The organism is Achromobacter sp. 1011811831 (assembly GCF_059760905.1).
On sequence record NZ_JCBANG010000013.1, the window covers coordinates 1 to 22082 of the forward strand.

Below are 22082 nucleotides of genomic sequence, written 5' to 3' on the forward strand. Positions count from 1 at the left end.
CGCCGATTCCAAACGGCGAGCGGGGCCTTGGCTTGGCCGCCATCGGCGACCTGCGGACGACGCGGATTGGAGCCTTACTGCCCCGCGTAACGCGGCGAACGCGGACCGTACAGGATGCCGCCTTGCGTGCCGGCGCTGAGCAGGGCGTTGCTGGTCATGCCGGCCACGCCATAGCTGCGATCGGACAGCGTGTTGACCACCTGGTCCACCACCGCCTGCACCAGCATGCCGATCAGGCCGCCGCTGCTGTTGCTGGCCTGCGCCATGGTCTGGTGTCCGTCCCAGAGCTTGGCGCCGCTGCGCAGGTCCAGCAGCGTCGCGTCGATGGACACGGTGACATTGCTGGAGATCACCTTGTAGCTGGCTCCGTATTCCTTGACCGTCATATACAAGGCCGCGTCGGCGCCGAAGATCTCGCGCAGGCGCGAGGCGGGCAGGGCATGGATGTCGTCCGGCGTGGTCAGGCCGTTCTGGCGGAAGGTCTCTTCCATGACGGCAACCGGCACCACGTAGTAGCCGGACTCGGCCAGCGGCAACGTCGCTTGCGACAGCACGGCGGCGGACGCGGCCACGTCGACGGACGTATTCAGCGGCGGCAGCACCAGGATGGAAGCCGGCTTGCTTTCACGGAACGCGGTGTAGTCCACGTTGCGCTGCGGACCGGCGCAACCGGCGAGCAGGGCGACGATGGCCAGCATGGCCAAGCGCAGTGATTTCATCATGTTCAGCTCCCTTTCTTCTTCGGCACGGCCGGCGCGGTCTTGGCGGCGGGTTCGGCGGCCGGCGTCTCGGCCTGAGCTTGCGTCTCGGCCTGGCCTTGCGCCGTGGCCTGCGCTTGCGGCGTAGCGGCGGGCTTGCCCGCGTTGCGCATCAGGAAATCCATGAACGGCGTGGATTCAGGAAAGGCCTGCTTTTCGCCCTGCAGCTGCTCGACGCCCTTTTCGCCGTCGCCCATCTTCAGGTACAGCATGCCCAAGTGCGCGCGAAAGCCAGGAGGCAGTTCGCGGTTGGTGGCGCGCGCCTTCTCGACGCTCTTTTCCAGCGTCTGCGCCTGCACGGCGTAATCGTTGCCGTCTTCCTTCAGGTAGGCGTACACGGTGGGTTGATAGCCTTCCCAGGTGTACAGGCTCTTGGGCTGCTGCGCGCAAGCGCCCAGCAGGCCGGCCAGCGCCGTGATCGCCAGCACGCGACCCGTACGGGCGAACGCCGTCCGGCGCGGCTGCGCCATCGTCTTCATCATGATGGTTTCCCCTTTTAGTTGGCCGAGGGCGCCCAGGCGCCTTGCGTGATGCCGTCGACCAGGCGATCCACGGCCTCGCGGATGGCCAGGTCCAGCACCTTGCCGTTGAGCGTGGAGTCGTAGCCGGCCGAGCCGCCGAAGCCGATCACTTCACGGTTGGACAGGCTGTACTCGCCCGCGCCCGACGCGGAATAGACGACTTCGGAGCTGGTCACGTCGACCACGTTGAGATCGACCTTGGCGTAGGCCACCTGCTCCTTGCCGCGCCCCAGGATGCCGAACAGCTGCTGGTCGCCTGTCACCTTGCGGCCGAAGGCCGTGACGTCGCCGGTGACCACGTAGCGCGCGCCCTTGATCTTGTTGGCCTGCTTGTTGAAAGCGGCTTCCTGGGCGATCTCGGACAGGTTTTGGCGGTCCATGACCTGGAAGCGGCCGGTGCGCTGCAGATGGCTGGTCAGGATGGTCTTGGCCTGGCCGCCCAGGCGGTCCACGCCGTCGGAGAACACGCCGCGCAGGAAGTCCGTGCGGTTGTCGAACTTGCCCACGGAAATCGGGCTGCGCGGGCCCTGGTAAGGCGTGCTTGCCGCCACCGTCGCGGGCACGGCGACGGACTTCGACCGCTCCGTTGCGCAACCCGCCATCAACACCGACACCAGCGCCAGCGTGCCTGCTTTCACCACCGTACCCAACATCAAGCTTCTCCTGAAAATTTCCCTTGGCCTCTGACGGGCCGCATTTCTGACATTTAGCGAAGCTGCAATATATACAATCTTTAACAACTTACATAATTTGAAGTGACGGGTCATTTGCCGCCATTTGTCAGGAATCAAGCGCTTGCCGGTTCGCGCCGCCGGGGAACAGGCAAGTGCTGGCGGCCACTCTAGCGGCTGCCTGGGAATGCGGGAATGGGAAGAGTCCGAAATCGTGGCCGGCCGGGCCGTGATCACGGCAAGCCGCAAGCACACCGGCAGCCCATGGGCCCGCGCCGGCCGCCCGCCGGCGCGCCTAGTGTGCTGTCCCGCAGATACGCCCGCACGAAATCCACCCCTAGCCGCCATGGCGTCGTTGCAAATCCTCGCGATACCTACGGGTATCGCTGCGGTTTGCGCCTAGCCCTGACGTCTATGGATGAATTTCGTCATGCGGACGTACCTACGGGACAGCACACTAGCGCAGCGTCAGCGTCGCGCCGATGACGCGCAAGGTCGGCATCAGCTGACGCCACGCATCCTTGGACAGCGCCTCGGGCCGGCGCAGCTGCGCCGACGCCGGATCGTCCAGCAGCTCGCCCTTGCAGGCGAACACGATGCTGTTGGTCATGTCGTCATCCACCACCTCGAACATCGCCGCGCCGAAGGACTCGCGCACGCGGGCCAGGTACTCGTGGTACAGCGGATGATTGACGTGGAAGTTGATCACCAGCAGGCCGTCGTCGCGCAAGGCGCGCAGGCAATCGGCATAGAACGCCTCCGAGCACAGCGCGTCGGGCATGCCCTGGTCGCCAAAGCCGTCGAGCAGGATCACGTCGGCGTGGTCCGACGCGTCGCGCAGGAATTCGGCCGCGTCACAGGCGATGACGCGGAACCGCCCGTCGTCCGGCGGCACCATGAAATCGCCGCGCAGCGCGATGACCGCCGGATTGATCTCCAGCGCCTCGACCTGCGAACGCGGCAGGTGCCGATGACAGAACTTCGCCAGCGAGCCGCCGCCCAGGCCCACCATCACGATGCGCTCGGGCTCGGGATTGAACAGCACGAAGCCCATCATCATGCGCGTGTACTCCAGCTCCAGCGCGTCCGGATTCAGCAGCGACATGCTGCTCTGGATGACCTGCTCGGAAAAATGCAGCGAGCGCCGGTCGCCCATATCACGCACGAAGGGCCGCGATTCGCTGTCGGGGATGGCGGTCGGCGGGGTGGAAGCGGCGGGATGGTCGGACATGAAGCGGCGCGGCGTTGCGGGAAGACGGGCGAACGATAGCACCGCCCGCGCCAGGACGGCAGGCGCGGCGACGAGGACGCGGCAGGCGCCATCAGTACAACCCCCTATTACCTCCGTGCCGCCATCTAATTATCGTATTTGAGAATTATCAAATAATAGAATTTTCTCCGACGCAGCGATGAACCCAGACCTCATTTCGGACTATGCAGTGATCGGCGCCGGCATCGCCGGCGCTTCCGTGGCCTACCGCCTGAGCGCGCATGCCCGCGTAATCGTGCTGGAGCGCGAGGCGCAGCCCGGCTACCACTCGACCGGCCGCTCGGCGGCCATGTTCATGGAAACCTATGGCACGCCGCAGATCCAGGCGCTGACCCGCGCCAGCCGCGCGTTCTACGAGAATCCGCCCGAGGGCTTCACCGAGCATCCGCTGCTGCACCCGCGCGGCGTGCTGTACGTGGCCACCGCCGAACAGCGCGACCTGCTGCAGCAGACCTACGACGAATTCCGCCGGCATTCCGACAACGTCCGCCTGATCGAACCGCAGGCCGCCGCCGCGCGCGTGCCCTGCCTGCGCGCCGAGCAGCTGTGCGGCGCGCTGGAAGAGCCGGACGCGCGCGACATTGACGTGCATGGACTGCACCAGGGCTTTCTGCGCGGCATGCGGGCGCGCGGCGCCACCCTGCGCGCCAATGCCGAGCTGCGCGCGGCCAGCCACGCCGACGGCGTCTGGACGCTGACGCTGGCCGACGGCGCCACGCTGCGCGCGCGCGCCATCATCAACGCGGCCGGCGCCTGGGCCGATCACGTGGCCGCGCTGTGCGCCGCCTCGCCGGTCGGCCTGCAGCCCTGCCGCCGCACCGCCTTCACCTTCAACGGCCCGCCCGACGTGGATTTCTCCGCCTGGCCGGCGGTGGTGGGCGTGGACGAAAGCTATTACTTCAAGCCCGACGCCGGCCAACTGCTGGGCTCGCCGGCCAATGCGGACCCGGTCGACGCGCACGACGTGGCGCCGGAGGAACTGGACGTGGCCACCGGCATCTACCGCATCGAGGAAGCCACCTCGCTGACGATACGGCGCCCCAAGCACACCTGGGCCGGCCTGCGCTCCTTCGTGCGCGACGGCGACTTCGTGGTGGGCTGGGACGAGGCCGCGCCGGCCTTCTTCTGGCTGGCGGCGCAGGGCGGCTACGGCATTCAGACCGCCGCCGCGGCCTCGGAACTGGCGGCCGCGCTGGTCGAGCGCCAGCCGGTGCCCGACGCGCTGCGCGCGCATGGCGTCGACGCCCTGGCCATGCGTCCGGGCCGCCTGCGCTGATCCCTTTTTTCCTTCCACCTGTTTTCCGGACGTCACCATGACCGCCATCACCCGTTATCCCAGCACCCTGCCGTTGCCGTTTTCGCGCGCCACCCGCGCCGGCGGCTTCCTGTTCCTGTCGGGTCAGATCCCGATGGACGCCGACGGCAAGGTCGTGCGCGGCGACATCCGCGAGCAGACCCACGCGGCCATCGCCCGCATCAAGGACACGCTGGCGCTGGCCAATGCCAGCCTGGCCGACGTGGTGCGCGTGACCGTCTGGCTGACCGACCTGGCGCAATTCGCCGATTTCAACGAAGCCTACCGCCAGCATTTCCAGGCCGATTTCCCGACCCGCTCCACGGTGGAGGCGCGGCTGGCGCTGGAAGTGGACGTGGAGATCGAAGTGCAGGCCTGGGTCGGCGACCGGACCTGATTTCCCCGCAAGCATTCCCACGCGCGCCGGCCTCGCGCACCCTGCAAACGCTCGACATGGAGTGGCAGCATGAAGATCTTTTCCGGTTCCCTGGCAACCGAAACCAATACCTTTTCCCCCATCCCCACCGGCCTGGGCGCCTACCGCGCGCGCGGCTACTACCCGGCCGGCCAGCATCCTGACCGCATGCAGATGTATGCCGGCCCGCTGTGGGCGGCGCGCCAACGCGCCAAGGGCAAGGACTGGACGCTGGTCGAAGGCCTGACCGCCGCCGCCATGCCGGCCGGCATCACCACGCGCCACGCCTATGAAACGCTGCGCGATGAACTGCTGCAGGACCTGCGCAACGCCGGCCCCGTGGACGTGGCGCTGTTCGGCCTGCACGGCGCGATGGTGGCCGACGGCTACGACGATTGCGAGGGCGATCTGCTGCGCCGCGCGCGCGAGATCGTCGGCCCGGACACGGTGATCGGCGCGGAGCTGGATCCGCACTGCCACCTGACCGCGACCATGATGGAATCCGCCGACCTCATCGTCTGCTACAAGGAATACCCCCATACCGACATCCTGGACCGCGCCTACGAGCTGGTCGACCTGTGCGTGGCCAAGGCCGAGGGCCGCATCCAGCCGACGCGCGGCGTGTTCGATTGCCAGCTGATCTCGGTCATGCACACCAGCCGCGAGCCGATGCGCGGCTTCGTCGACAAGCTGATGGCGATGGAAGGCAAGAACGGCGTGCTGTCGATCTCGATCGCCCACGGCTTCCCCTGGGGCGACACCGCCGACATGGGCGCCAAGGTACTGGTCTATACCGACGGCGATCCGGCACGGGCCGAGGCGCTGGCGCGCGAGCTGGGCCAGGAGATCATCGGCTTTCGCGAACAGCTGTCGCCGGCCTATCCCCCCACCGACGAGGCGCTGGACCAGGCCCTGGCGCACGGCGCCTTCCCGGTGGTGCTGGCCGATTCGGCGGACAACGCCGGCGGCGGCGCGCCCAGCGACGCCACCTTCATCCTGGAACGCGTGCTGGCGCGCGGCATCGACGACGTGGCGATGGGTCCGTTCTGGGATCCGGTCTCGGTGCAGCTCTGTTTCGAGGCGGGCGAGGGCGCCGAGGTGCAGCTGCGCGTGGGCGGCAAGGTCGCGCCCGTGTCCGGCCAGCCGCTGGACCTGCGCTGCACGGTGCTGGCGCTCAAGCGCGAGGCCGTCATGACGGGGCTGTCCAACACGCCGGCGCTGCTGGGCGACGTGGCCATCCTGCGCACGGGCGGCGTGGTGCTGGCGCTGACCTCGCTGCGCACCCAGGCCATGGGCACGGACATGTTCACGCAATTCGGCATCGACCTGGCCGCGATGAAGCTCATCGTGGTCAAGTCCTCGCAGCACTTCTACGCCTCGTACTCGCAGGTGGCCAAGCACGTCATCTACGTCGCGACGCCCGGCGCCATCACGCAGGACTACAACAGCCTGCCCTACCGCAAGGTGCAGCGCCCGAAATGGCCGCTGACCGCCTGACATGGGATCACGGCGCGGTCCGCAGAGGCCGCGCCGCGGGCAAGACCACGACACACAATACAAGGGGATGACCATGATCAAACGTTTCAGCCTGCTGGCCACGGCGGCGCTGCTGGCGCTGGGCGCCGCCACCGGCGCGCACGCCCAGGGCAAGACCCTGCGGCTGGTGCCGCACGCCGACCTGAAGACGCTGGACCCGCTCTTCAACACCGCCTACATCACGCGCAACCACGGCTACATGGTGTTCGACATGCTGTTCGCGCAGGACAGCAAGGGCCAGGTCAAGCCGCAGATGGTGGACAGCTGGCAGGCCTCGGACGACGGCAAGCGCTGGAGCTTCACGCTGCGCCCGGGCCTGAAGTTCAGCGACGGCACGCCGGTCACGGCCGAGGACTGCGTGGCCTCGATCCAGCGCTGGGGCAAGAAGGACACGCTGGGCCAGGCCATGTTCGCGGCCGGCGCCGAGCTGGCTGCCACCGGTCCGGAGACCTTCACGCTGACGCTCAAGGAACCCTTCGGCCTGGTGCTGGAAGCCTTGTCCAAGCCGTCCGGCCTGCCGCCCTTCATCATGCCCAAGCGCATCGCCGCCACCGATCCGAGCACGCAGATCACGGAAATGGTGGGCTCCGGTCCGTTCCTGTTCAAGCGCGATGAATGGGTGCCGGGCAACAAGGTCGTGTACGTGAAGAACCCGGCCTACGTGCCGCGCGCCGAGCCGGCGGACGGCCTGGCCGGTGGCAAGATCGTCAAGGTGGACCGCGTCGAATGGGTCTACATCCCCGACGGCAACACCGCCACCGCCGCGCTGATGAACGGCGAGGTGGACATGATCGAGCAGGTCACGCCCGACTTCCTGCCGGTGCTGGAAAGCAATCCCGACATCAAGCTGGACACCTCGGTGGCCTCGCAGGGCATGGTGGTGCTGAACACGCTGCATCCGCCCTTCAACGACGCCCGCGCGCGCCAGGCGCTGTACTACCTGGTGAACCAGAAGCAGATGCTGGCCGCCATGGGCTACCCCGACAAGTACCGCGTCGACTACTGCGCCACGCTGTACATCTGCGGCTCGCCCCTGGCCACCGACGCCGGCGCCGCGCCCTACGCCAAGCCGGACCCGGCGCGCGCCAAGCAACTGCTGCAGGAAGCCGGCTACAAGGGCGAGAAGGTGGTGCTGCTGTACCCCACCGACCACCTGAGCGCGCCCGCCGTGATGGTGCTGTCGCAGAACCTGAAAAAGGCCGGCGTCAACGTCGACCTGCAATCCATGGACTGGGCCTCGCTGGCCGCGCGCCGGCTGAAGAAGGATCCGCCCGCGCAGGGCGGCTGGAACCTGTTCCTGACCTGGGGCGGCTACTACGACGCCAGCACGCCGGTCACCAACCCCTGGCTGTCGGCCGCCTGCGGCAACAGCCTGCCGGGCTGGCCCTGCGACAAGGAACTGGACGAGCTGCGCACCGCCTGGATCCGCGAGACCGACGCGGGCAGGCGCAAGGAGCTGGCCGCACGCATCCAGGAACGCGCCTACCAGACCGTGCCCTACGTGATGTGGGGCGAGTTCAAGCCCGTGTACGCCACGCGCGGCCTGAAGGGCACCGAGCTGATCAAGGCCGGCGTCCCGGTCACGTGGAACATCGAAAAGCCGTAAGGCGGGCGCCGGGCGCCACGGCGCCCGGCCCAGGTTCCGGGGGGACCGCAGCATGAAATACAACCTGCGCCGCATCGCGGCGGTTATTCCGGTCATGGCGGTGGTGGCGGTCGTGGTCTTTATGCTCATCCACCTGTCGGACGGCGATCCGGCGGCGGTCATCGCGGGCGACAACGCCACCGCCGAGGACGTGGAGAAGATCCGCCAGAACCTGGGCCTGGACAAGCCGCTGCTGCAGCAGTTCGGCATCTGGGTCGGCAATATCGCCACCGGCGACCTCGGCACCTCCATCGCCACGCAGATGCCGGTGTCGCAGCTGATCGGGCAGCGCCTGGGGCCGACCTTCTCGATCGCCGCCTTCACCATGCTGTTCGCGGTGCTGCTGGCGATCCCGCTGGGCGTGCTGGCGGCCTGGCATGCCGGCCGCTGGCTGGACCGGCTGGTGATGGTGGGCTCGGTCTGCGCCTTCTCGGTGCCGGTGTTCCTGATCGGCTACAGCCTGGTGTATGGCTTTTCGATCAAGCTGGGCTGGCTGCCGGTGCAGGGCTACAAGCCGCCCGACCAGGGCCTGGTCCAATACCTGCGCCACCTGGTGCTGCCCTGTCTGTCGCTGGGCCTGGTCTACATGGCGCTGCTCACGCGCATGACCCGCGCCACCATGCTCGAGGCGCTGTCCGAGGACTACATCCGCACCGCCCGCGCCAAGGGCCTGGCGGCCGGCCCGGTGGTCTGGCACGCGCTCAAGAACGCGGCCAATCCCATCGTCACCACCATCGGCGTGGGCGTGGCGCTGCTGATCGGCGGCGTGGTCGTGACCGAGACCGTGTTCGCCATTCCCGGCCTGGGCCGCCTGACCGTGGACGCCGTGCTGCGCCACGACTATCCGGTGATCCAGGGCGTGCTGCTGGTGGCCTCTGGCATCTATGTGTTCATCAATCTGCTGGTCGACCTGAGCTACCGGCTCTTCGATCCGCGCATCCGCTACTGAACGGGGCCGCCATGACCACGACCTCAATCCCGCTGCCGGCGCGCAAGCCCGCCGGCCGCCGCGCGCTGCGTTCGCTGCGGCGCCATCCGACGCTGTACCTGGGCTGCGCCATCCTGATCCTGCTGGCGTTGGCGGCGCTGGCCGCGCCCTGGCTGGCCACCATCGATCCTCAGGACATCGACCCGCTGGCGCGCATGAAGCCGCCCTCGGCCGAGCACCTGTTCGGCACCGACGCGCTGGGCCGCGATGTGTACTCGCGCACCATCTGGGGCGCACGGGTCTCGCTGCTGGTCGGCGCGGCGGTGGCGCTGGCATCCACCGTGATCGGCGTGGCGCTGGGCATGCTGGCCGGCTACTTCCGCCGCGTCGACGCGCTGATCATGCGCGTCATGGACGGCCTGATGGCCATCCCCGGCGTGCTGCTGGCGATCGCGCTGATGGCCACGCTCAAAGGCGGCCTGGGCACCGTCGTCATCGCCATCGTGATCCCGGAAATCCCGCGCGTGGTGCGGCTGGTGCGCGCGCTGGTGCTGACCATCCGCGAACAGCCCTACATCGAGGCGGCGGTGGCGTCCGGCACGCGCGTGCCGGCCATCCTGTTGCGCCACATCCTGCCCAACCTGTTCGCGCCGCTGATGGTGCAGGCCACCTTCATCGCGGCCTCGGCCATCCTGACCGAAGCGGTGCTGAGCTTCCTGGGCGTGGGCATTCCGCCGCACACGCCCAGCTGGGGCAACATCATGGCCGAGGGCCGCAACTTCGTGGCGGTGGCGTTCCACATCATCCTCTATCCCGGTCTGTTCCTGGGCGTGACCGTGCTGGCCGTCAACCTGGTGGGCGACGGGCTGCGCGACATGCTGGATCCGCGCCTGGCCAAGAAACTCTAGGAGCGCCCATGCGAACCGAACCCGTATTGCGCGTGCGCGACCTGACCACCTGTTTCGACGGCGACGAGACCACCACGGTGGCCGTCAACGGCCTGTCGTTCGACCTGCTTCCCGGCGAGACGCTGGGCCTGGTCGGCGAATCCGGCTGTGGCAAGAGCGTCACCTCGCTGTCCATCATGCGGCTGCTGCGCGCGCCCGGCCGCGTCGCCGGCGGCGCCATCGAATTCGCCGGCCAGGATCTGCTGGCGCTGCCGGAGAAGGCCATGCGCGCCATCCGCGGCAACCAGCTGTCGATGATCTTCCAGGAGCCGATGACCTCGCTGAACCCCGTGTTCACCATTGGCCGCCAGATCGCCGAGTCGCTGACGCTGCACCAGGGCCTGTCGCGGCGCGAGGCGCTGGCGCAGGCCGAGCGGCTGCTGGACCTGGTGCAGATCTCCGATCCGGCCCGCCGCGTGCATGAATACCCGTACCAGCTGTCCGGCGGCATGCGCCAGCGCGCCATGATCGCCATGGCGCTGGCCTGCCAGCCCAAGGTGCTGATCGCCGACGAGCCCACCACGGCGCTGGACGTGACCATCCAGGCCCAGATCCTGCACCTGCTGCGCGACATCCAGGCGCGGCTGGGCACGGCCATCGTGCTGATCACGCACGACCTGGGCGTGGTGGCGCAGATGTGCCAGCGCGTCATCGTGATGTACGCCGGCCGCAAGGTCGAGGAAGGCAGCGTGGACGACGTGCTGGACCGTCCGCAGCATCCCTACACGCAGGCCCTGATCCGCTCGCTGCCGGCCTTCGCCGACGGCCAGGGGCACGACGTCCGGCTGGCCGAGCTGCCCGGCATCGTGCCGGTGATCACGCCCGAGTCGCGCGGCTGCGCCTTCGCCGCGCGCTGTCCGCAGGCAATGCCACGTTGCGCTCAGGAAATTCCGCCGGCCGTCGACGCCGCCGACCGTCACCGTAGCTGGTGCTGGGCGAGAGTCCAGGCGCCGGTCGACGCCATCACCGCATGAGGCCAGACATGGACACTCCGATTTCCGCCGCGCCCATGCTGCAGGTCAGCGGCCTGAAAAAACACTACCCGGTCGACGGCGGACGCGTGCTGCGCGCGGTCGACGGCATCTCGCTGTCGGTGCCGCGCGGCCAGACCTTGAGCCTGGTCGGCGAGTCCGGCTGCGGCAAGTCCACCACCGGCAAGTGCCTGATCCGGCTGACCGATCCGACCGAGGGCCGCATCCTGCTCGAAGGCCAGGACCTGGCCGCGATGAACGGCGACCAGCTGCGCGCCATGCGCCGGCGCATGCAGTTCATCTTCCAGGATCCGTTCTCGTCGATGAACCCGCGCATGCGCGTGCGCGACATCATCGGCGAACCGCTGCGCAATTTCGGCCACAGCCGCGCCGCCATCCGCGAACGCGTGGCCGAGCTGCTGGCCCGCGTCAGCCTGCGGCCCGACGCCGCCGAGCGGTATCCGCACGAGTTCTCCGGCGGCCAGCGCCAGCGCATCGTGATCGCGCGCGCGCTGGCGCTGGAACCGGCGCTGATTGTCTGCGACGAGCCGGTGTCGGCGCTGGACGTGTCGGTGCAGGCGCAGGTCATCAACCTGCTGATGGACCTGCAGCGCGACCTGGGCCTGACCTATGTCTTCATCTCGCACGACCTGAGCGTGGTGCGCCACATCAGCCATCACGTCGCCGTCATGTACCTGGGCAGGATCGTCGAGACCGGTCCGCGCGATGCCGTCTTCAGCCGGCCCGCGCATCCGTACACGCGCGCGCTGATGGCCTCGGTGCCGTCGGCGCGCCAGGGCGAACGCCGGCCCGCGCAGGTGCTCAAGGGCGAGATCCCCAGCCCGCTGTCGCCGCCGTCCGGCTGCGCCTTCCGCACCCGCTGCCCGCAGGCCGCGCCGCGCTGCGCCGAGGAAACGCCGGCGCAGCGCGAGATCGCGCCGGGCCAGCAGGTGGCCTGTCATTTCGTCTGAACCCGCATCCGCATCACATATCGCCCTTCCCGCCGGAGCCCGCCATGCCAGATACCCAACCCTATGACTACATCCTCGCCGGCGGCACCGTCATCGACGGCAGCAACACGCCCGGCGTCAAGGCCGACGTGGGCGTGCGCGGCGACCGCGTGGCCGCCGTGGGCGACCTGAGCGGCGCGGCCGCGCGCGAACGCGTCGACGTGTCCGGCCTGGTGGTCGCGCCCGGCTTCATCGACTCGCACACGCACGACGACAACTACCTGCTGCGCCGGCGCGACATGACGCCCAAGATCTCGCAGGGCGTGACCACCGTGGTCACCGGAAACTGCGGCATCAGCCTGGCGCCGCTGGCGCATCCCGCGCCGCCGGCGCCGCTGGACCTGCTGGACGAGGGCGGCTCGTACAAGTTCACCCGCTTCGCCGACTACCTGGACGCGCTGCGCGCCACGCCCGCCGCCGTCAACGCCGCCTGCATGGTCGGCCACTCCACGCTGCGCGCCGCCGTCATGCCGGACCTGCATCGCCCGGCCACGCCGGCCGAGATCGACGCCATGCGCGCGCTGGCCGAGGAGGCGATGACCAGCGGCGCCATCGGCGTCTCCACCGGCACCTTCTACCCGCCCGCCGCCCACGCCACCACCGAGGAGATCATCGAGGTCTGCCGGCCGCTGGCCACGCACGGCGGCATCTACGCCACCCACATGCGCGACGAGGGCGAGCACATCGTGCCGGCGCTGGAAGAGACCTTCCGCATCGGCCGCGAGCTGGACGTGCCCGTGGTGATCTCGCATCACAAGCTGGCCGGCCAGCCCAACTTCGGCCGCTCCAGGGAAACGCTGGCGCTGATCGAGCGCGCCATGGCCGCGCAGGACGTGTCGCTGGACGCCTATCCCTACGTGGCCGGCTCCACCATGCTCAAGAAAGACCGTGTGCTGCTGGCCGGCCGCGTCGTCATAACCTGGTGCAAGCCCTTCCCCGAACTGACCGGGCGCGAGCTGGACGAGGTGGCGGCCGAGCGCGGCAAGTCCAAGTACGACGTGGTCGACGAACTGCAGCCCGCCGGCGCCATCTATTTCATGATGGACGAGGGCGACGTGCAGCGCATCCTGTCCTTCCCGCCCACCATGATCGGCTCCGACGGCCTGCCCCATGACGAGCGGCCGCATCCGCGCCTGTGGGGCACCTTCCCGCGCGTGCTGGGCCATTACTCGCGCGACCTGGGCCTGTTCCCGCTGGAGACCGCCGTCTGGAAGATGACCGGCCTGACCGCCGCCAAGTTCGGCCTGGCCGGACGCGGCCAGGTGCAGCCCGGCTGCTACGCCGACCTGACGGTATTCGATCCGGCCCGCATCGCCGACGCCGCCTCGTTCGAGCGCCCCACCGAACGCGCGGCCGGCATCCATTCGGTGTACGTCAACGGCGCGCCGGTCTGGCGCGAGCAGGCCTTCACCGGCCAGCATCCGGGCCGCGTGCTGGGCCGGGGCCCCGAGGCGTAAACAAAGGCCGCCGCCCTCTCCACGGGCGGCGGGCGCCGGAGACCGAACCCCGCGACGCTACAATCCGCCTACACGCGGCAGGGCCTGCGGGCCCGGCCGCCCCAAAGAACCTGATACGCCCAACCGCCCATGGCAGCTGCCAAATCCGCTCCCCCCGCCATCGTAGGCAAGGAAGAAATGGGCGCCCGCCTGCGCGCCGAGCGCAAGGCCCAGAAGATGACCCTGCAGGCGCTGTCGCGCGCCTCCGGCATCGCGGTGTCCACGCTGTCCAAGGCCGAACTCGGCCAGATCGCGCTCAGCTACGAGAAGTTCGCCGCCCTGGCGCGCGCGCTGCGCATCGACATGACGCGCCTGTTCATGCCCGGCGATGCCTCGCCGGCGCAGGTCCCGCCCACCTACGTCAAGAACAGCCTGATCGAGGCGCGCGACTACATCACGCCCAACTATCACCACCGCCTGCTCATGGGCGAGTACCCGGGCAAGAAGATGATCCCGATCTGGGCCACCATCACCTCGCGCGAAGTGGTGGAGTTCGAGGACTACATCCGCCACCCCGGCCAGGAATTCGTGCTGGTGCTGGCCGGCAAGGTCCGCATCCAGTTCGAGAACGGCGACAGCGTGGTGCTGGGCAAGCTCGAATCGGCCTACTTCGACAGCGGCATCGGCCACGTCTACCTGACCCTGAGCAAGCAGCCCGCCGAGGTGCTGGCGGTGTGCAGCGACGTGGAAGAGATACCGACGCGCAAGCGGCCGCTGTAGGCCGCCGCGCCTTCCTCTCGTCTCATGCCTTGAACGTCACCCACGGCCGCAGCCGCGCGACGGATCGGATCAGTCCCGCCTGCTCCTGCGCTTCCAGCACGGGCCCGATCGGCTTGTAGGCCTGCGGCGCCTCCTCGATCCTGCGCTCTTCGCGCAGGGTCACGCACTGCCAGGTGCCCGGCGCGGTTTCCTGCTTCATGCGGCGCACAGCCTGTCGCCGCACGCTGCGGCCCGCGCCGTGGCTGCACGACCAGAGCCAGTCGGCATTGCCCAGGCCGCCGGCCACGAAGCTGAAGTCGCCCATGGAGCCGGGAATCAGCGCCAGGTCGCCCGCGCGCGCCGGCGTCGCGCCCTTGCGATGGATGTTCAGCCCCTGCTCGCGCAGCACCACGTTGTGCGGCACGTCGACCACCAGGCGGGCGCGCAGGCCGCCGACGGCGGCCTCCATTTCCTGCCTGACCATCTCGCCCAGCACCATGCGGTTGGCCCAGGCGTATCGGGCCGCCGTGCCCATGGCGGTCAGGTACTCGTCCGCCAGTTCGCCGGCCAACCCGTAGAGCTTGCTGTCCGGATGCTTCAGGCCCTTGGGCCAGGCGGCGCGCGCGCGGTCCATCCAGCGGCTGCCGACGTGAAAACCCACGTCGCGCGAGCCGGTGTGGATCATCACGACCACCTCGCCCTTGACCAGCCCCGCCGCGTAGGCGGCGTGGCGGTCCAGGATCTCGTCGACGATCTGCAACTCGACGAAGTGATTGCCGCCGCCGGGCGTGCCCAGGCCGGGATCGCGGATCGTCTCGCGGCTGCCCACCATGCCTTCCGGCGCGTAGCGGGCCGCGCCGCCGAAATCGGCCAGGCTCACGCACTGCGCGAGTTCGGCCTGCAGCTGATCGCGGTCCGCGCGCGCCCACAGGCCCTCGGACGACAGCCGCTCGATGAAGCCCTGCGGACCGTCATCGAACAGGGCGCGGAACGCGCGGCCGGGGACCGGCACGTTGCGGCCGTTCTCCAGCAGCACGCGGGTCAGTCCGCGCAGCAGTTCCGGCTTGCGCGCCTCGACGGCGGCCTGCTTCAGGCCGGTGGTCAGCAGGCGCATGCCGCAATTGATGTCCGTGCCAATGGCGGCGGGGATGACGAATTCGGCGTCCGTGGCCACGATGGTGCCCACCGGCGCCACGCTGCCCGGATGGAAGTCCGGCGTGGCGCAGGCCTTGCAGACGCCATGGTGCGCGTCAGGCGAGCGCACCGAGGCGAAGGCCAATAGCTGGTCCACGGCCTTTTCTTCCAGCGGAAGGGCCTCGGGAAGCAGGACGGACGCCTGCGCGTGTTGATTGCTGAGGTGGTACGCGCCATGCCGGCGTTCCACCAGGATGCCCTGACGTTTCAGGGCGGATTGAAGTCGGGAAATGTTCTTCACTTTCGCTGCTACCTTGCAGGTACACACATGCCTCCGTGTTCCGGAAGGCTCTGGTACCCCCAGCAGCAGCGCCAGGAGGAAGCCGCAATTCTAAGACCCGATGGCGGCATTGCTCAAGAAACGGATGCGCGGCTGTTGTATTTCCCGCAGCGGCTGCGGCGGCGACGTTCGCGCGGCAACGCTCGCGGGGTACCGGCCACATGCCGGGTTGGTTGCTAATGAGCATATTGCTAATGAGCACTCGGTCTTTGACGCGCGCGGCCTCGCTGCCTAGCCTCGAGGGGTTGCGCACGTCACGTCAAAATCCTTCCCGACCTGAGAACATGAGCTATCGCTACCTGGGCCGCAGCGGCCTGAAAGTCTCCCGCCTGGCATTGGGCACCATGATGTTCGGCGGCCCCACGGACGAACCCACCTCCCACGAGATCATCGCGCGGGCCAAGGCCCGGGGCGTCAACTTCATCGACACCGCCGACGTCTACCAGAAGGGCCGCACCGAGGAAGTCGTGGGCCGCGCCATCCGGCACGACCGCGACGACTGGGTGCTGGCCACCAAGTTCGCCAACCCGCTGGGCGAGGGCCCCAACGACCGGGGCACATCCCGCAAGTGGATCATCCAGGCCGTGGAAGGCAGCCTGCGCCGGCTGGGCACCGATTACCTCGACATCCTGTACTTCCACCGCGCCGACTTCAACGCCCCGCTGGGCGAGGCCGTGCGCGCCATCGGCGACCTGGTCCGCGCCGGCAAGCTGCGCTATTTCGGCGTGTCGAATTTCCGTGGATGGCGCATCGCCGAAGCGGCGCACCTGGCCGACGCCGAGGGCATCGACCGGCCCGTGGCCAGCCAGCCGCTGTACAACCTGGTCAACCGCAGCGCCGAGGCCGAGCAGCTTCCGGCGGCGGCGGCCTATGGCGTGGGCGTGGTGTCCTACAGCCCGCTGGCGCGGGGCGTGCTCACGGCCAAGTACGAGCCCGACCAGCCGCCGGCCGAAGGCACGCGCGCGGCGCGCCAGGACAGGCGGCTGCTGGAAACGGAGTGGCGTCCGGAATCGCTGCGCATCGCCCGCCGCATCCGCGACTACCTCGACACCAAGGGCATCGATCCCGTGCAATTCGCGCTGGGCTGGGTGCTCAACAACCGGCTGGTGACCAGCGCCATCGCCGGCCCGCGCACCATCGAGCAATGGGAGTCCTACGCCAAGGCGCTCGACTACGCCTTCACCGCCGAGGACGAGGCGCTGGTGGACAGCCTGGTGGCGGCGGGCCATCCGTCCACGCCCGGCTTCACCGATCCCGGACACCCGGTGGAAGGCCGCGTGCCTTACGCCACACCGGCCACACGCGCCGCAACGGAGGAATGACAGCATGACCGCAACATCGACGACAGACCGCCCCTCGGCCAGCGCGCAGGACAGGACGCCTGGCCGCCCCGCCTGGCGCCGCGACGATATCCTCGCCAGCCTGCCGGGCCAGGCCGAGGCCCTGCTCGCCGGCGCCGTGGCGCGCGAACGCGAGCGGCGCCTGCCCTTCGACGCCTTCGACGCCGTGCGCGCGTCGGGCCTGGGCGCGCTGCTGGTGCCGGCCGAGCATGGCGGGCCGGACGGCACGCTGGAGGACGTGGCCGAGGCCATCATCACGCTGGCCGCCGCCGACTCCAACGTGCCGCACGCGCTGCGCCTGCACTACAACGTGTCGGCGCTGTGGCGCGTGCTGCCGGCCGACGAACACGTGCGGCAGCAGTTCGGCCGCATCCTGGCCGGCAAGCTGTTCGGCGGCGCCTCGACGGAGCAAGGCACGCCCAAGCCCGGCCTCATCACCACGCGGCTGACGCGCCAGGACGGCCACTACCGCCTGAACGGCCGCAAGTACTACTCGACGGGCACGCTGTACGCCGACTACGCCTACATCGCCGCCATCGACGAGCAGGACCAGCCCGTCACCGTGATCCTGCCTCTGGACCGACCGGGCCTGGAAATCGTCGATGACTGGGACGGCTTCGGCCAGCGCCTGACGGCCAGCGGCAGCCTGCTGCTGCACGACGCGCGCGTCGAGGAATCCGAACTGCAGCGCGTGTCCCTGCGCGAACTGGGACTGCCCAGCCATCACATTTCCGCCTGGCGCCAGCTGGTGCTGGTGGCGACGGCGGCCGGCATCGTGCGGGCGCTGGTGCGGGAAACCCAGGACTACGTGCGCAGCAAGGGCCGCGCGGCCCTGCACAGCGGCGCGGACGCGGCCCGCGACGATCCCTTCATCCAGCAGGCCATCGGCGATATCGCGGCGCACAGCCATGCCATCGACGCGCTGGTGCGCGACACGGCCCGCGAGCTGGAGCACGGCGCGCAAGCCATCCGGCGGCGCGCGCCCGACGCCCAGGCCATCGTTTTGCAGGGCGGGCTGGCCACGGCCAAGACGCAGCTCATCGTCAGCAAGCTCGCGCTGCACGCCGGCCAGCAACTGTTCGAGGCGGGCGGCGCGTCGGCCACCTCGTCCGCCCTGCAGCTGGACCGGCACTGGCGCAACCTGCGCACGATCTTCAGCCACAACCCGCTGAGCCACAAGGCGCGCGTGCTGGGCGACTATCACCTGAACGGCACGACCACCGAGTTCGAGCAGGGACGGGTGTTCTGAACGGCCGCGAGACGGCGCACGCAATGCGCCGTCCGCGTGGCTGAAAAAGCAAAATGGCGCCTCGCGGCGCCATTTTTCATTGCCGGGCCGCCCCAAGATGCAAAGCGCCCCCCTCCGGGGGGCAGCAAGCGCACGTAGTGCGCGCGGCGTGGGGGATATTTTTCATGCCGCGCGCGCGCTGCGCGGCGGCGGTTCCTGCACGCCCCGCCGCAAGCCCGGCCTGGGAGCGGCGGCGATCAGCGCCTGGGTATAGGGATGGCGCGGCGCGCGCCAGATCTCGCCCGGCAGCCCTTCCTCCACGATCCTGCCCTGGTGCATGACGATGACGCGATCCGACAGATAGCGCACCACCGACAGGTCGTGCGAGATGAACAGGTACGACAGGCCGAAGTCCTGCTTCAGGTCCACCAGCAGGTTCAGGATCTGCGCCTGGATGGATACGTCCAGCGCCGACACCGGCTCGTCCAGCACCACCAGGTCCGGACGCAGGATCAGCGCGCGGGCGATGCCGATGCGCTGGCGCTGTCCGCCGGAGAACTCGTGCGGGTAACGGCCGGCGGCCGAGGCCGGCAGCCCGACCCGGTCCAGCATGGCGGCGATGCGCGCGCGCCGGGCGTGGCGATCGCGCTCGCCATGCAGCGCCAGCGCCGCGTCCAGCGTGTCGTACACGCTGCGCCGGGGATTGAGCGAGGCATACGGATCCTGGAACACCATCTGGATGCGCCGGCGCCACGGCCGCACCTGGCGCGGCCGCAGGGACGCCAGATCCACGCCGTCCAGCACGATGCGGCCGGACGCTGGGTCGGTCAGCCTGAGCAGCGTGCGCGACAGCGTGGACTTGCCGCAACCGGACTCGCCCACCAGCCCCAGCGTCTCGCCGCGCGCGATATCGAACGATACGTCGTCCACCGCATGCAGCAGGTCCCCGTCGCGCCGGCGGTACGTCGTGCGCAGGGACTGCACCGACAGCAGCGTGGGGCCGCGCGGCGCGGGCGTGTGGACCCGGACGGAGTCCTGCGCCTGCCGTCCAGCCGCGCCGCCATGCGCGCGCCGGACCTCGGGCAGGCGCGCGCTGCTGTAGTGCAGCGCCTTGCCCCCGTGCAGCGAAGCGCCCAGCAGGCCCTGCGTGTACGCATGGCGCGGCCGCTCCAGCAGTTCCACGGCGGACGCCTCTTCGACTTTCTCGCCGTCCAGCATGACCAGAACCCGGTCCGCCCATTGCGACACCACGCCCAGGTCGTGCGTGATGAGCAAGAGACCCATGGACAGTTCCCGACGCAGCTCGTCCAGCAACTCCAGGATGCGCGCCTGCACGCTGACATCCAGCGCCGTGGTCGGCTCGTCGGCGATCAGCAGCCGGGGCTGGCAGGCGACGGCCATGGCGATCATGACGCGCTGGCGCTGGCCGCCGGACAAATTGTGCGGGTAGTCCTCGATGCGGCGCTGCGGCTCCGGGATCTTCACCAGCGCCAGCATCTCCACCGCCCGCCGATGCGCGGCCTCGCGCGACAGGCCCTGGTGCAAGCGCAACGACTCGACGATCTGCGCGCCCACTGTATGCACCGGATTGAGCGAGGTCATCGGTTCCTGGAAGATCATCGAGATCTCGCCGCCCCGGATCGCGCGCAGCTGCGGCAGCGGCAGGCGCACCAGGTCCTGCCCGCGAAAGCGGACTTCCCCGGCGATCCGAGCCTCCGGCGCCAGCAGGCGCAGCAGGGCCAGCGCGGTGGTTGATTTGCCGCAGCCCGATTCGCCCACCAACGCCAGCGTCTCGCCCTGGCCCAGTGTGAAATCCAGCTGCTTGACAGCGTGGTGGCCGCCGTCGCGGCCACGGAACCGGACGTCCAGGCCGCGCACGTCCAGCAGCGCGGGTGGAGGATGGGATACATGGGTCATGCGCGGCCTCTCAAGCGCGGATTGAACGCGTCGTTGATGCCGTCGCCCACCAGATTGAGCGACAGCACGGTCAGGATGATGGCGACGCCAGGCGCGGCCGCCAGATACCAGGCGGTGCGCAGATGCTCGCGTCCTTCGCCGATCATGCTGCCCCAGCTGACGACGTTGGGATCGCCCATGCCCAGGAAGGACAGGGCCGACTCCATCAGGATCGCGGTGGCCACCAGCACCGAGCTCGTCACCACCACCGGCGGCAGGGCATTGGGCAGGATCTCGCGGAAGATGATCCAGGCGTCGCCGAAGCCCTGGCTGCGCGCGGCCTGCACGAACTCCGCCTCGCGCAACGCGCGGAACTCGGCGCGCACCAGCCGCGCGATCACGGGCCAGGATGCCGCGCCAATGGCCAGCACGATCATGCGCGCGGAGGGCTGGCCGATGGCCACGATGACGATGACCAGCAGAAAAGTCGGGATGGTCTGCACCAGCTCGGTCAGGCGCACCAGCATATCGTCCAGCCAGCCGCCGAAATAGCCGGCTGCCGCGCCGACCAGCACGCCTATGCCCAGGCTGATGCCGGCCGCCGCCGCGCCCACGGCCAGCGACACTCGCGCGCCGTGCGCCAGTCCCGCGGCCACGTCGCGGCCGAGCGAGTCGCTGCCCAGGAAGAAGGCGGCGTCCTGCCCGGGGCCGAGCAGCGGCTGCGCGACCATGTCCAGAGGATCGCCCGGGAACAGCACGCCGGCGAACACCGCCGACAAGGCCACGGCCGCGAGCAGCAGCACGCCCGCCAGGGCGGAAGGATTGCGCAGGAAAGCGCGCCAGGCCGACGCGCGCGCCGCCAGGCCGGGCGCATCGTCCGCCTGGCCGGGCACGGGCTTGCGCGCCGGATTCAACAAGGCTTTCAAGGTCATGGCCAGCCGGCCCTCCTGTGCGGGGTCATTGGGTCAGCGCAGCCGGATGCGCGGGTCCAGCCAGGCCTGCAGCAGGTCCACCAGCATGTTGGCCACGATCACCAGCAGCGAGGACAGGAACAGGATGCCCAGCAGCACGGCGTAGTCGCGCGCCAGCACCGATTCCAGCGCCAGCCGTCCCAGGCCGGGCCAGCTGAACACGGTCTCGATCACGGTCGCGCCGCCCAGCAACGCGCCGAAGTGCATGCCCGCCACCGTCGTGACCGGGATCAGCGCGTTGCGCAGCACATGCCGGAATGTGACCGCGCCCGGCCCCAGGCCCTTGGACTCGGCGGTGCGCACATAGTCCTGGCGGCTGACCTCCAGCATGGACGCGCGCGTCAGGCGCGCGAAGATCGCGATGAAGAAGCCGGACGTGGCCAGCGCCGGCAGGACCAGATGGCGCGCGCCGTCGACGAACGCGGCCCAGCCCGACAGGCCCGCGCCTATCGTATGGTTGCCGCCGGTGGGCAGCCAGCCCAGCTTGACCGAGAACAGCACGATGGCCATCAGCCCCAGCCAGAACGCGGGCGTGGAATACAACAGCAGCGCGACGACGGACAGCAGCCGGTCCTGCCACTTGCCGGCCCGCGCCGACATCAGCACGCCCAGCAGCACGCCGGCGGCGACGGCGATGCCCAGCGCCGTGCCCATCAACAGCAGCGTGTTGCCCAGCCGGTCAAGGATCAGCTGCGCCACCGGCGCGTTGTGGCGCGGCGACATGCCCAGGTCGAACTGCGCGATACCGGTCAGGTAGCGCCACAGCCGTTCCAGCATCGGCAGGTCCAGCCCGAAGTGGCGCCGCAGCTGCGCCATGCCTTCCTCGGTGGCGCTGCCGGATTCGGCGGCGATCACGTCCGCCGCGTCGCCGGGCACCAGCTCCAGCAGGACGAAGTTCAACGCCACGATGCCGATCACCGTGGGCACGGCCTGCCAGGCGTTGCGCCGCAGGACGCCGGCGATGCGGGCCAGGCCATGGCGGCGAAAGACGCTCATGTCATGCACCCCTGGC

Annotated in this window: 20 protein-coding genes; 12 read left to right on the forward strand and 8 right to left on the reverse strand. The window is 69.4% G+C overall.

Translation table 11 applies throughout. The annotated features are described in order from the left end of the window. Positions 1 to 74: 74 nt before the first annotated feature. The 4 genes from AC6LJ9_RS07350 to AC6LJ9_RS07365 all read right to left on the reverse strand — a co-directional run bounded on the left by AC6LJ9_RS07350 (position 75) and on the right by AC6LJ9_RS07365 (position 3181). A complete protein-coding gene (locus AC6LJ9_RS07350) occupies positions 75 to 722 on the reverse strand; it encodes a DUF799 domain-containing protein (protein WP_498147045.1) in 648 nt (215 codons plus the stop codon). Positions 723 to 724: 2 nt separating this feature from the next. Further along, complete coding sequence (locus AC6LJ9_RS07355; RefSeq protein WP_498147046.1) at positions 725 to 1240, reverse strand: DUF4810 domain-containing protein; 516 nt, start codon at positions 1238 to 1240, stop codon at positions 725 to 727. A gap of 14 nt (positions 1241 to 1254) precedes the next feature. After that, positions 1255 to 1932 (reverse strand): CsgG/HfaB family protein, encoded by a 678-nt coding sequence (locus tag AC6LJ9_RS07360; RefSeq protein WP_212319973.1) that lies wholly within the window; start codon positions 1930 to 1932, stop codon positions 1255 to 1257. 475 nt (positions 1933 to 2407) lie between these two features. Then, complete coding sequence (locus tag AC6LJ9_RS07365) at positions 2408 to 3181, reverse strand: fused MFS/spermidine synthase (protein ID WP_498147047.1); 774 nt, start codon at positions 3179 to 3181, stop codon at positions 2408 to 2410. A 178-nt stretch (positions 3182 to 3359) separates the two neighbouring features. Between AC6LJ9_RS07365 and AC6LJ9_RS07370 the strand changes: the two genes are divergently transcribed. From AC6LJ9_RS07370 to AC6LJ9_RS07415, 10 genes are all read left to right on the forward strand, one after another. Beyond that, positions 3360 to 4496 carry an NAD(P)/FAD-dependent oxidoreductase gene (locus AC6LJ9_RS07370; protein ID WP_498147048.1) on the forward strand — a complete coding sequence of 379 codons (1137 nt, stop codon included), beginning with the start codon at positions 3360 to 3362 and terminating at the stop codon, positions 4494 to 4496. Between the two features lie 37 nt (positions 4497 to 4533). Next, positions 4534 to 4911 (forward strand): RidA family protein, encoded by a 378-nt coding sequence (locus AC6LJ9_RS07375; RefSeq protein WP_212321671.1) that lies wholly within the window; start codon positions 4534 to 4536, stop codon positions 4909 to 4911. 69 nt (positions 4912 to 4980) lie between these two features. Continuing rightward, positions 4981 to 6426, forward strand: a complete 1446-nt coding sequence (locus tag AC6LJ9_RS07380; protein WP_498147049.1) for a M81 family metallopeptidase — start codon at positions 4981 to 4983, stop codon at positions 6424 to 6426. Between the two features lie 73 nt (positions 6427 to 6499). Then, positions 6500 to 8071 (forward strand): ABC transporter substrate-binding protein, encoded by a 1572-nt coding sequence (locus AC6LJ9_RS07385; protein ID WP_498147050.1) that lies wholly within the window; start codon positions 6500 to 6502, stop codon positions 8069 to 8071. Between the two features lie 52 nt (positions 8072 to 8123). Further along, complete coding sequence (locus tag AC6LJ9_RS07390; protein WP_498147051.1) at positions 8124 to 9059, forward strand: ABC transporter permease; 936 nt, start codon at positions 8124 to 8126, stop codon at positions 9057 to 9059. Positions 9060 to 9070: 11 nt separating this feature from the next. Next, positions 9071 to 9946, forward strand: a complete 876-nt coding sequence (locus tag AC6LJ9_RS07395; protein WP_103272047.1) for an ABC transporter permease — start codon at positions 9071 to 9073, stop codon at positions 9944 to 9946. An 8-nt stretch (positions 9947 to 9954) separates the two neighbouring features. Next, positions 9955 to 10959 (forward strand): ABC transporter ATP-binding protein, encoded by a 1005-nt coding sequence (locus AC6LJ9_RS07400; protein WP_498147052.1) that lies wholly within the window; start codon positions 9955 to 9957, stop codon positions 10957 to 10959. An 8-nt stretch (positions 10960 to 10967) separates the two neighbouring features. Continuing rightward, a complete protein-coding gene (locus tag AC6LJ9_RS07405; protein WP_498147053.1) occupies positions 10968 to 11927 on the forward strand; it encodes an ABC transporter ATP-binding protein in 960 nt (319 codons plus the stop codon). Between the two features lie 44 nt (positions 11928 to 11971). Next, positions 11972 to 13423 carry an N-acyl-D-amino-acid deacylase family protein gene (locus AC6LJ9_RS07410; protein WP_498147054.1) on the forward strand — a complete coding sequence of 484 codons (1452 nt, stop codon included), beginning with the start codon at positions 11972 to 11974 and terminating at the stop codon, positions 13421 to 13423. Between the two features lie 129 nt (positions 13424 to 13552). Beyond that, entirely contained in the window at positions 13553 to 14182 is a 630-nt protein-coding gene (locus AC6LJ9_RS07415) for a helix-turn-helix domain-containing protein (RefSeq protein ID WP_249205095.1), read from the forward strand. 22 nt (positions 14183 to 14204) lie between these two features. Here the strand turns inward: AC6LJ9_RS07415 and AC6LJ9_RS07420 are convergent, their stop codons facing one another. After that, positions 14205 to 15596: an RtcB family protein gene (locus AC6LJ9_RS07420; RefSeq protein WP_498147055.1), complete on the reverse strand. Its 1392-nt coding sequence runs from the start codon at positions 15594 to 15596 to the stop codon at positions 14205 to 14207. A gap of 323 nt (positions 15597 to 15919) precedes the next feature. Between AC6LJ9_RS07420 and AC6LJ9_RS07425 the strand changes: the two genes are divergently transcribed. Together AC6LJ9_RS07425 and AC6LJ9_RS07430 are read left to right on the forward strand one after the other, a co-directional pair. After that, entirely contained in the window at positions 15920 to 16957 is a 1038-nt protein-coding gene (locus tag AC6LJ9_RS07425; protein ID WP_498147056.1) for an aldo/keto reductase, read from the forward strand. 4 nt (positions 16958 to 16961) lie between these two features. Beyond that, positions 16962 to 18224 (forward strand): acyl-CoA dehydrogenase family protein, encoded by a 1263-nt coding sequence (locus AC6LJ9_RS07430; protein WP_498147057.1) that lies wholly within the window; start codon positions 16962 to 16964, stop codon positions 18222 to 18224. Between the two features lie 162 nt (positions 18225 to 18386). On the opposite strand, the gene AC6LJ9_RS07435 is transcribed toward AC6LJ9_RS07430, so the two are convergent. From AC6LJ9_RS07435 to AC6LJ9_RS07445, 3 genes are read right to left on the reverse strand one after another with little or no spacing between them, the layout of a single operon-like run. Further along, entirely contained in the window at positions 18387 to 20120 is a 1734-nt protein-coding gene (locus tag AC6LJ9_RS07435; protein WP_498147058.1) for an ABC transporter ATP-binding protein, read from the reverse strand. Continuing rightward, on the reverse strand, positions 20117 to 21031 hold the full coding sequence (locus AC6LJ9_RS07440) for an ABC transporter permease (RefSeq protein WP_498147059.1): 915 nt from the start codon (positions 21029 to 21031) through the stop codon (positions 20117 to 20119). The genes AC6LJ9_RS07435 and AC6LJ9_RS07440 overlap by 4 nt, the downstream gene beginning before the upstream one ends. Positions 21032 to 21064: 33 nt before the next feature. After that, positions 21065 to 22066, reverse strand: coding sequence for an ABC transporter permease (locus AC6LJ9_RS07445; protein WP_498147060.1), 1002 nt, complete (start codon positions 22064 to 22066; stop codon positions 21065 to 21067). Between the last annotated feature and the right edge of the window lie 16 nt (positions 22067 to 22082).

What these genes read in the sequence shown, in the direction of transcription:
- AC6LJ9_RS07350 (WP_498147045.1), bottom strand. Translation starts at nt 722, where the DNA reads ATGATGAAATCACTGCGCTTGGCCATGCTGGCCATCGTCGCCCTGCTC.
- AC6LJ9_RS07355 (WP_498147046.1), bottom strand. Translation starts at nt 1,240, where the DNA reads ATGATGAAGACGATGGCGCAGCCGCGCCGGACGGCGTTCGCCCGTACG.
- AC6LJ9_RS07360 (WP_212319973.1), bottom strand. Translation starts at nt 1,932, where the DNA reads ATGTTGGGTACGGTGGTGAAAGCAGGCACGCTGGCGCTGGTGTCGGTG.
- AC6LJ9_RS07365 (WP_498147047.1), bottom strand. Translation starts at nt 3,181, where the DNA reads ATGTCCGACCATCCCGCCGCTTCCACCCCGCCGACCGCCATCCCCGAC.
- AC6LJ9_RS07370 (WP_498147048.1), top strand. Translation starts at nt 3,360, where the DNA reads ATGAACCCAGACCTCATTTCGGACTATGCAGTGATCGGCGCCGGCATC.
- AC6LJ9_RS07375 (WP_212321671.1), top strand. Translation starts at nt 4,534, where the DNA reads ATGACCGCCATCACCCGTTATCCCAGCACCCTGCCGTTGCCGTTTTCG.
- AC6LJ9_RS07380 (WP_498147049.1), top strand. Translation starts at nt 4,981, where the DNA reads ATGAAGATCTTTTCCGGTTCCCTGGCAACCGAAACCAATACCTTTTCC.
- AC6LJ9_RS07385 (WP_498147050.1), top strand. Translation starts at nt 6,500, where the DNA reads ATGATCAAACGTTTCAGCCTGCTGGCCACGGCGGCGCTGCTGGCGCTG.
- AC6LJ9_RS07390 (WP_498147051.1), top strand. Translation starts at nt 8,124, where the DNA reads ATGAAATACAACCTGCGCCGCATCGCGGCGGTTATTCCGGTCATGGCG.
- AC6LJ9_RS07395 (WP_103272047.1), top strand. Translation starts at nt 9,071, where the DNA reads ATGACCACGACCTCAATCCCGCTGCCGGCGCGCAAGCCCGCCGGCCGC.
- AC6LJ9_RS07400 (WP_498147052.1), top strand. Translation starts at nt 9,955, where the DNA reads ATGCGAACCGAACCCGTATTGCGCGTGCGCGACCTGACCACCTGTTTC.
- AC6LJ9_RS07405 (WP_498147053.1), top strand. Translation starts at nt 10,968, where the DNA reads ATGGACACTCCGATTTCCGCCGCGCCCATGCTGCAGGTCAGCGGCCTG.
- AC6LJ9_RS07410 (WP_498147054.1), top strand. Translation starts at nt 11,972, where the DNA reads ATGCCAGATACCCAACCCTATGACTACATCCTCGCCGGCGGCACCGTC.
- AC6LJ9_RS07415 (WP_249205095.1), top strand. Translation starts at nt 13,553, where the DNA reads ATGGCAGCTGCCAAATCCGCTCCCCCCGCCATCGTAGGCAAGGAAGAA.
- AC6LJ9_RS07425 (WP_498147056.1), top strand. Translation starts at nt 15,920, where the DNA reads ATGAGCTATCGCTACCTGGGCCGCAGCGGCCTGAAAGTCTCCCGCCTG.
- AC6LJ9_RS07430 (WP_498147057.1), top strand. Translation starts at nt 16,962, where the DNA reads ATGACCGCAACATCGACGACAGACCGCCCCTCGGCCAGCGCGCAGGAC.
- AC6LJ9_RS07435 (WP_498147058.1), bottom strand. Translation starts at nt 20,120, where the DNA reads ATGACCCATGTATCCCATCCTCCACCCGCGCTGCTGGACGTGCGCGGC.
- AC6LJ9_RS07440 (WP_498147059.1), bottom strand. Translation starts at nt 21,031, where the DNA reads ATGACCTTGAAAGCCTTGTTGAATCCGGCGCGCAAGCCCGTGCCCGGC.
- AC6LJ9_RS07445 (WP_498147060.1), bottom strand. Translation starts at nt 22,066, where the DNA reads ATGAGCGTCTTTCGCCGCCATGGCCTGGCCCGCATCGCCGGCGTCCTG.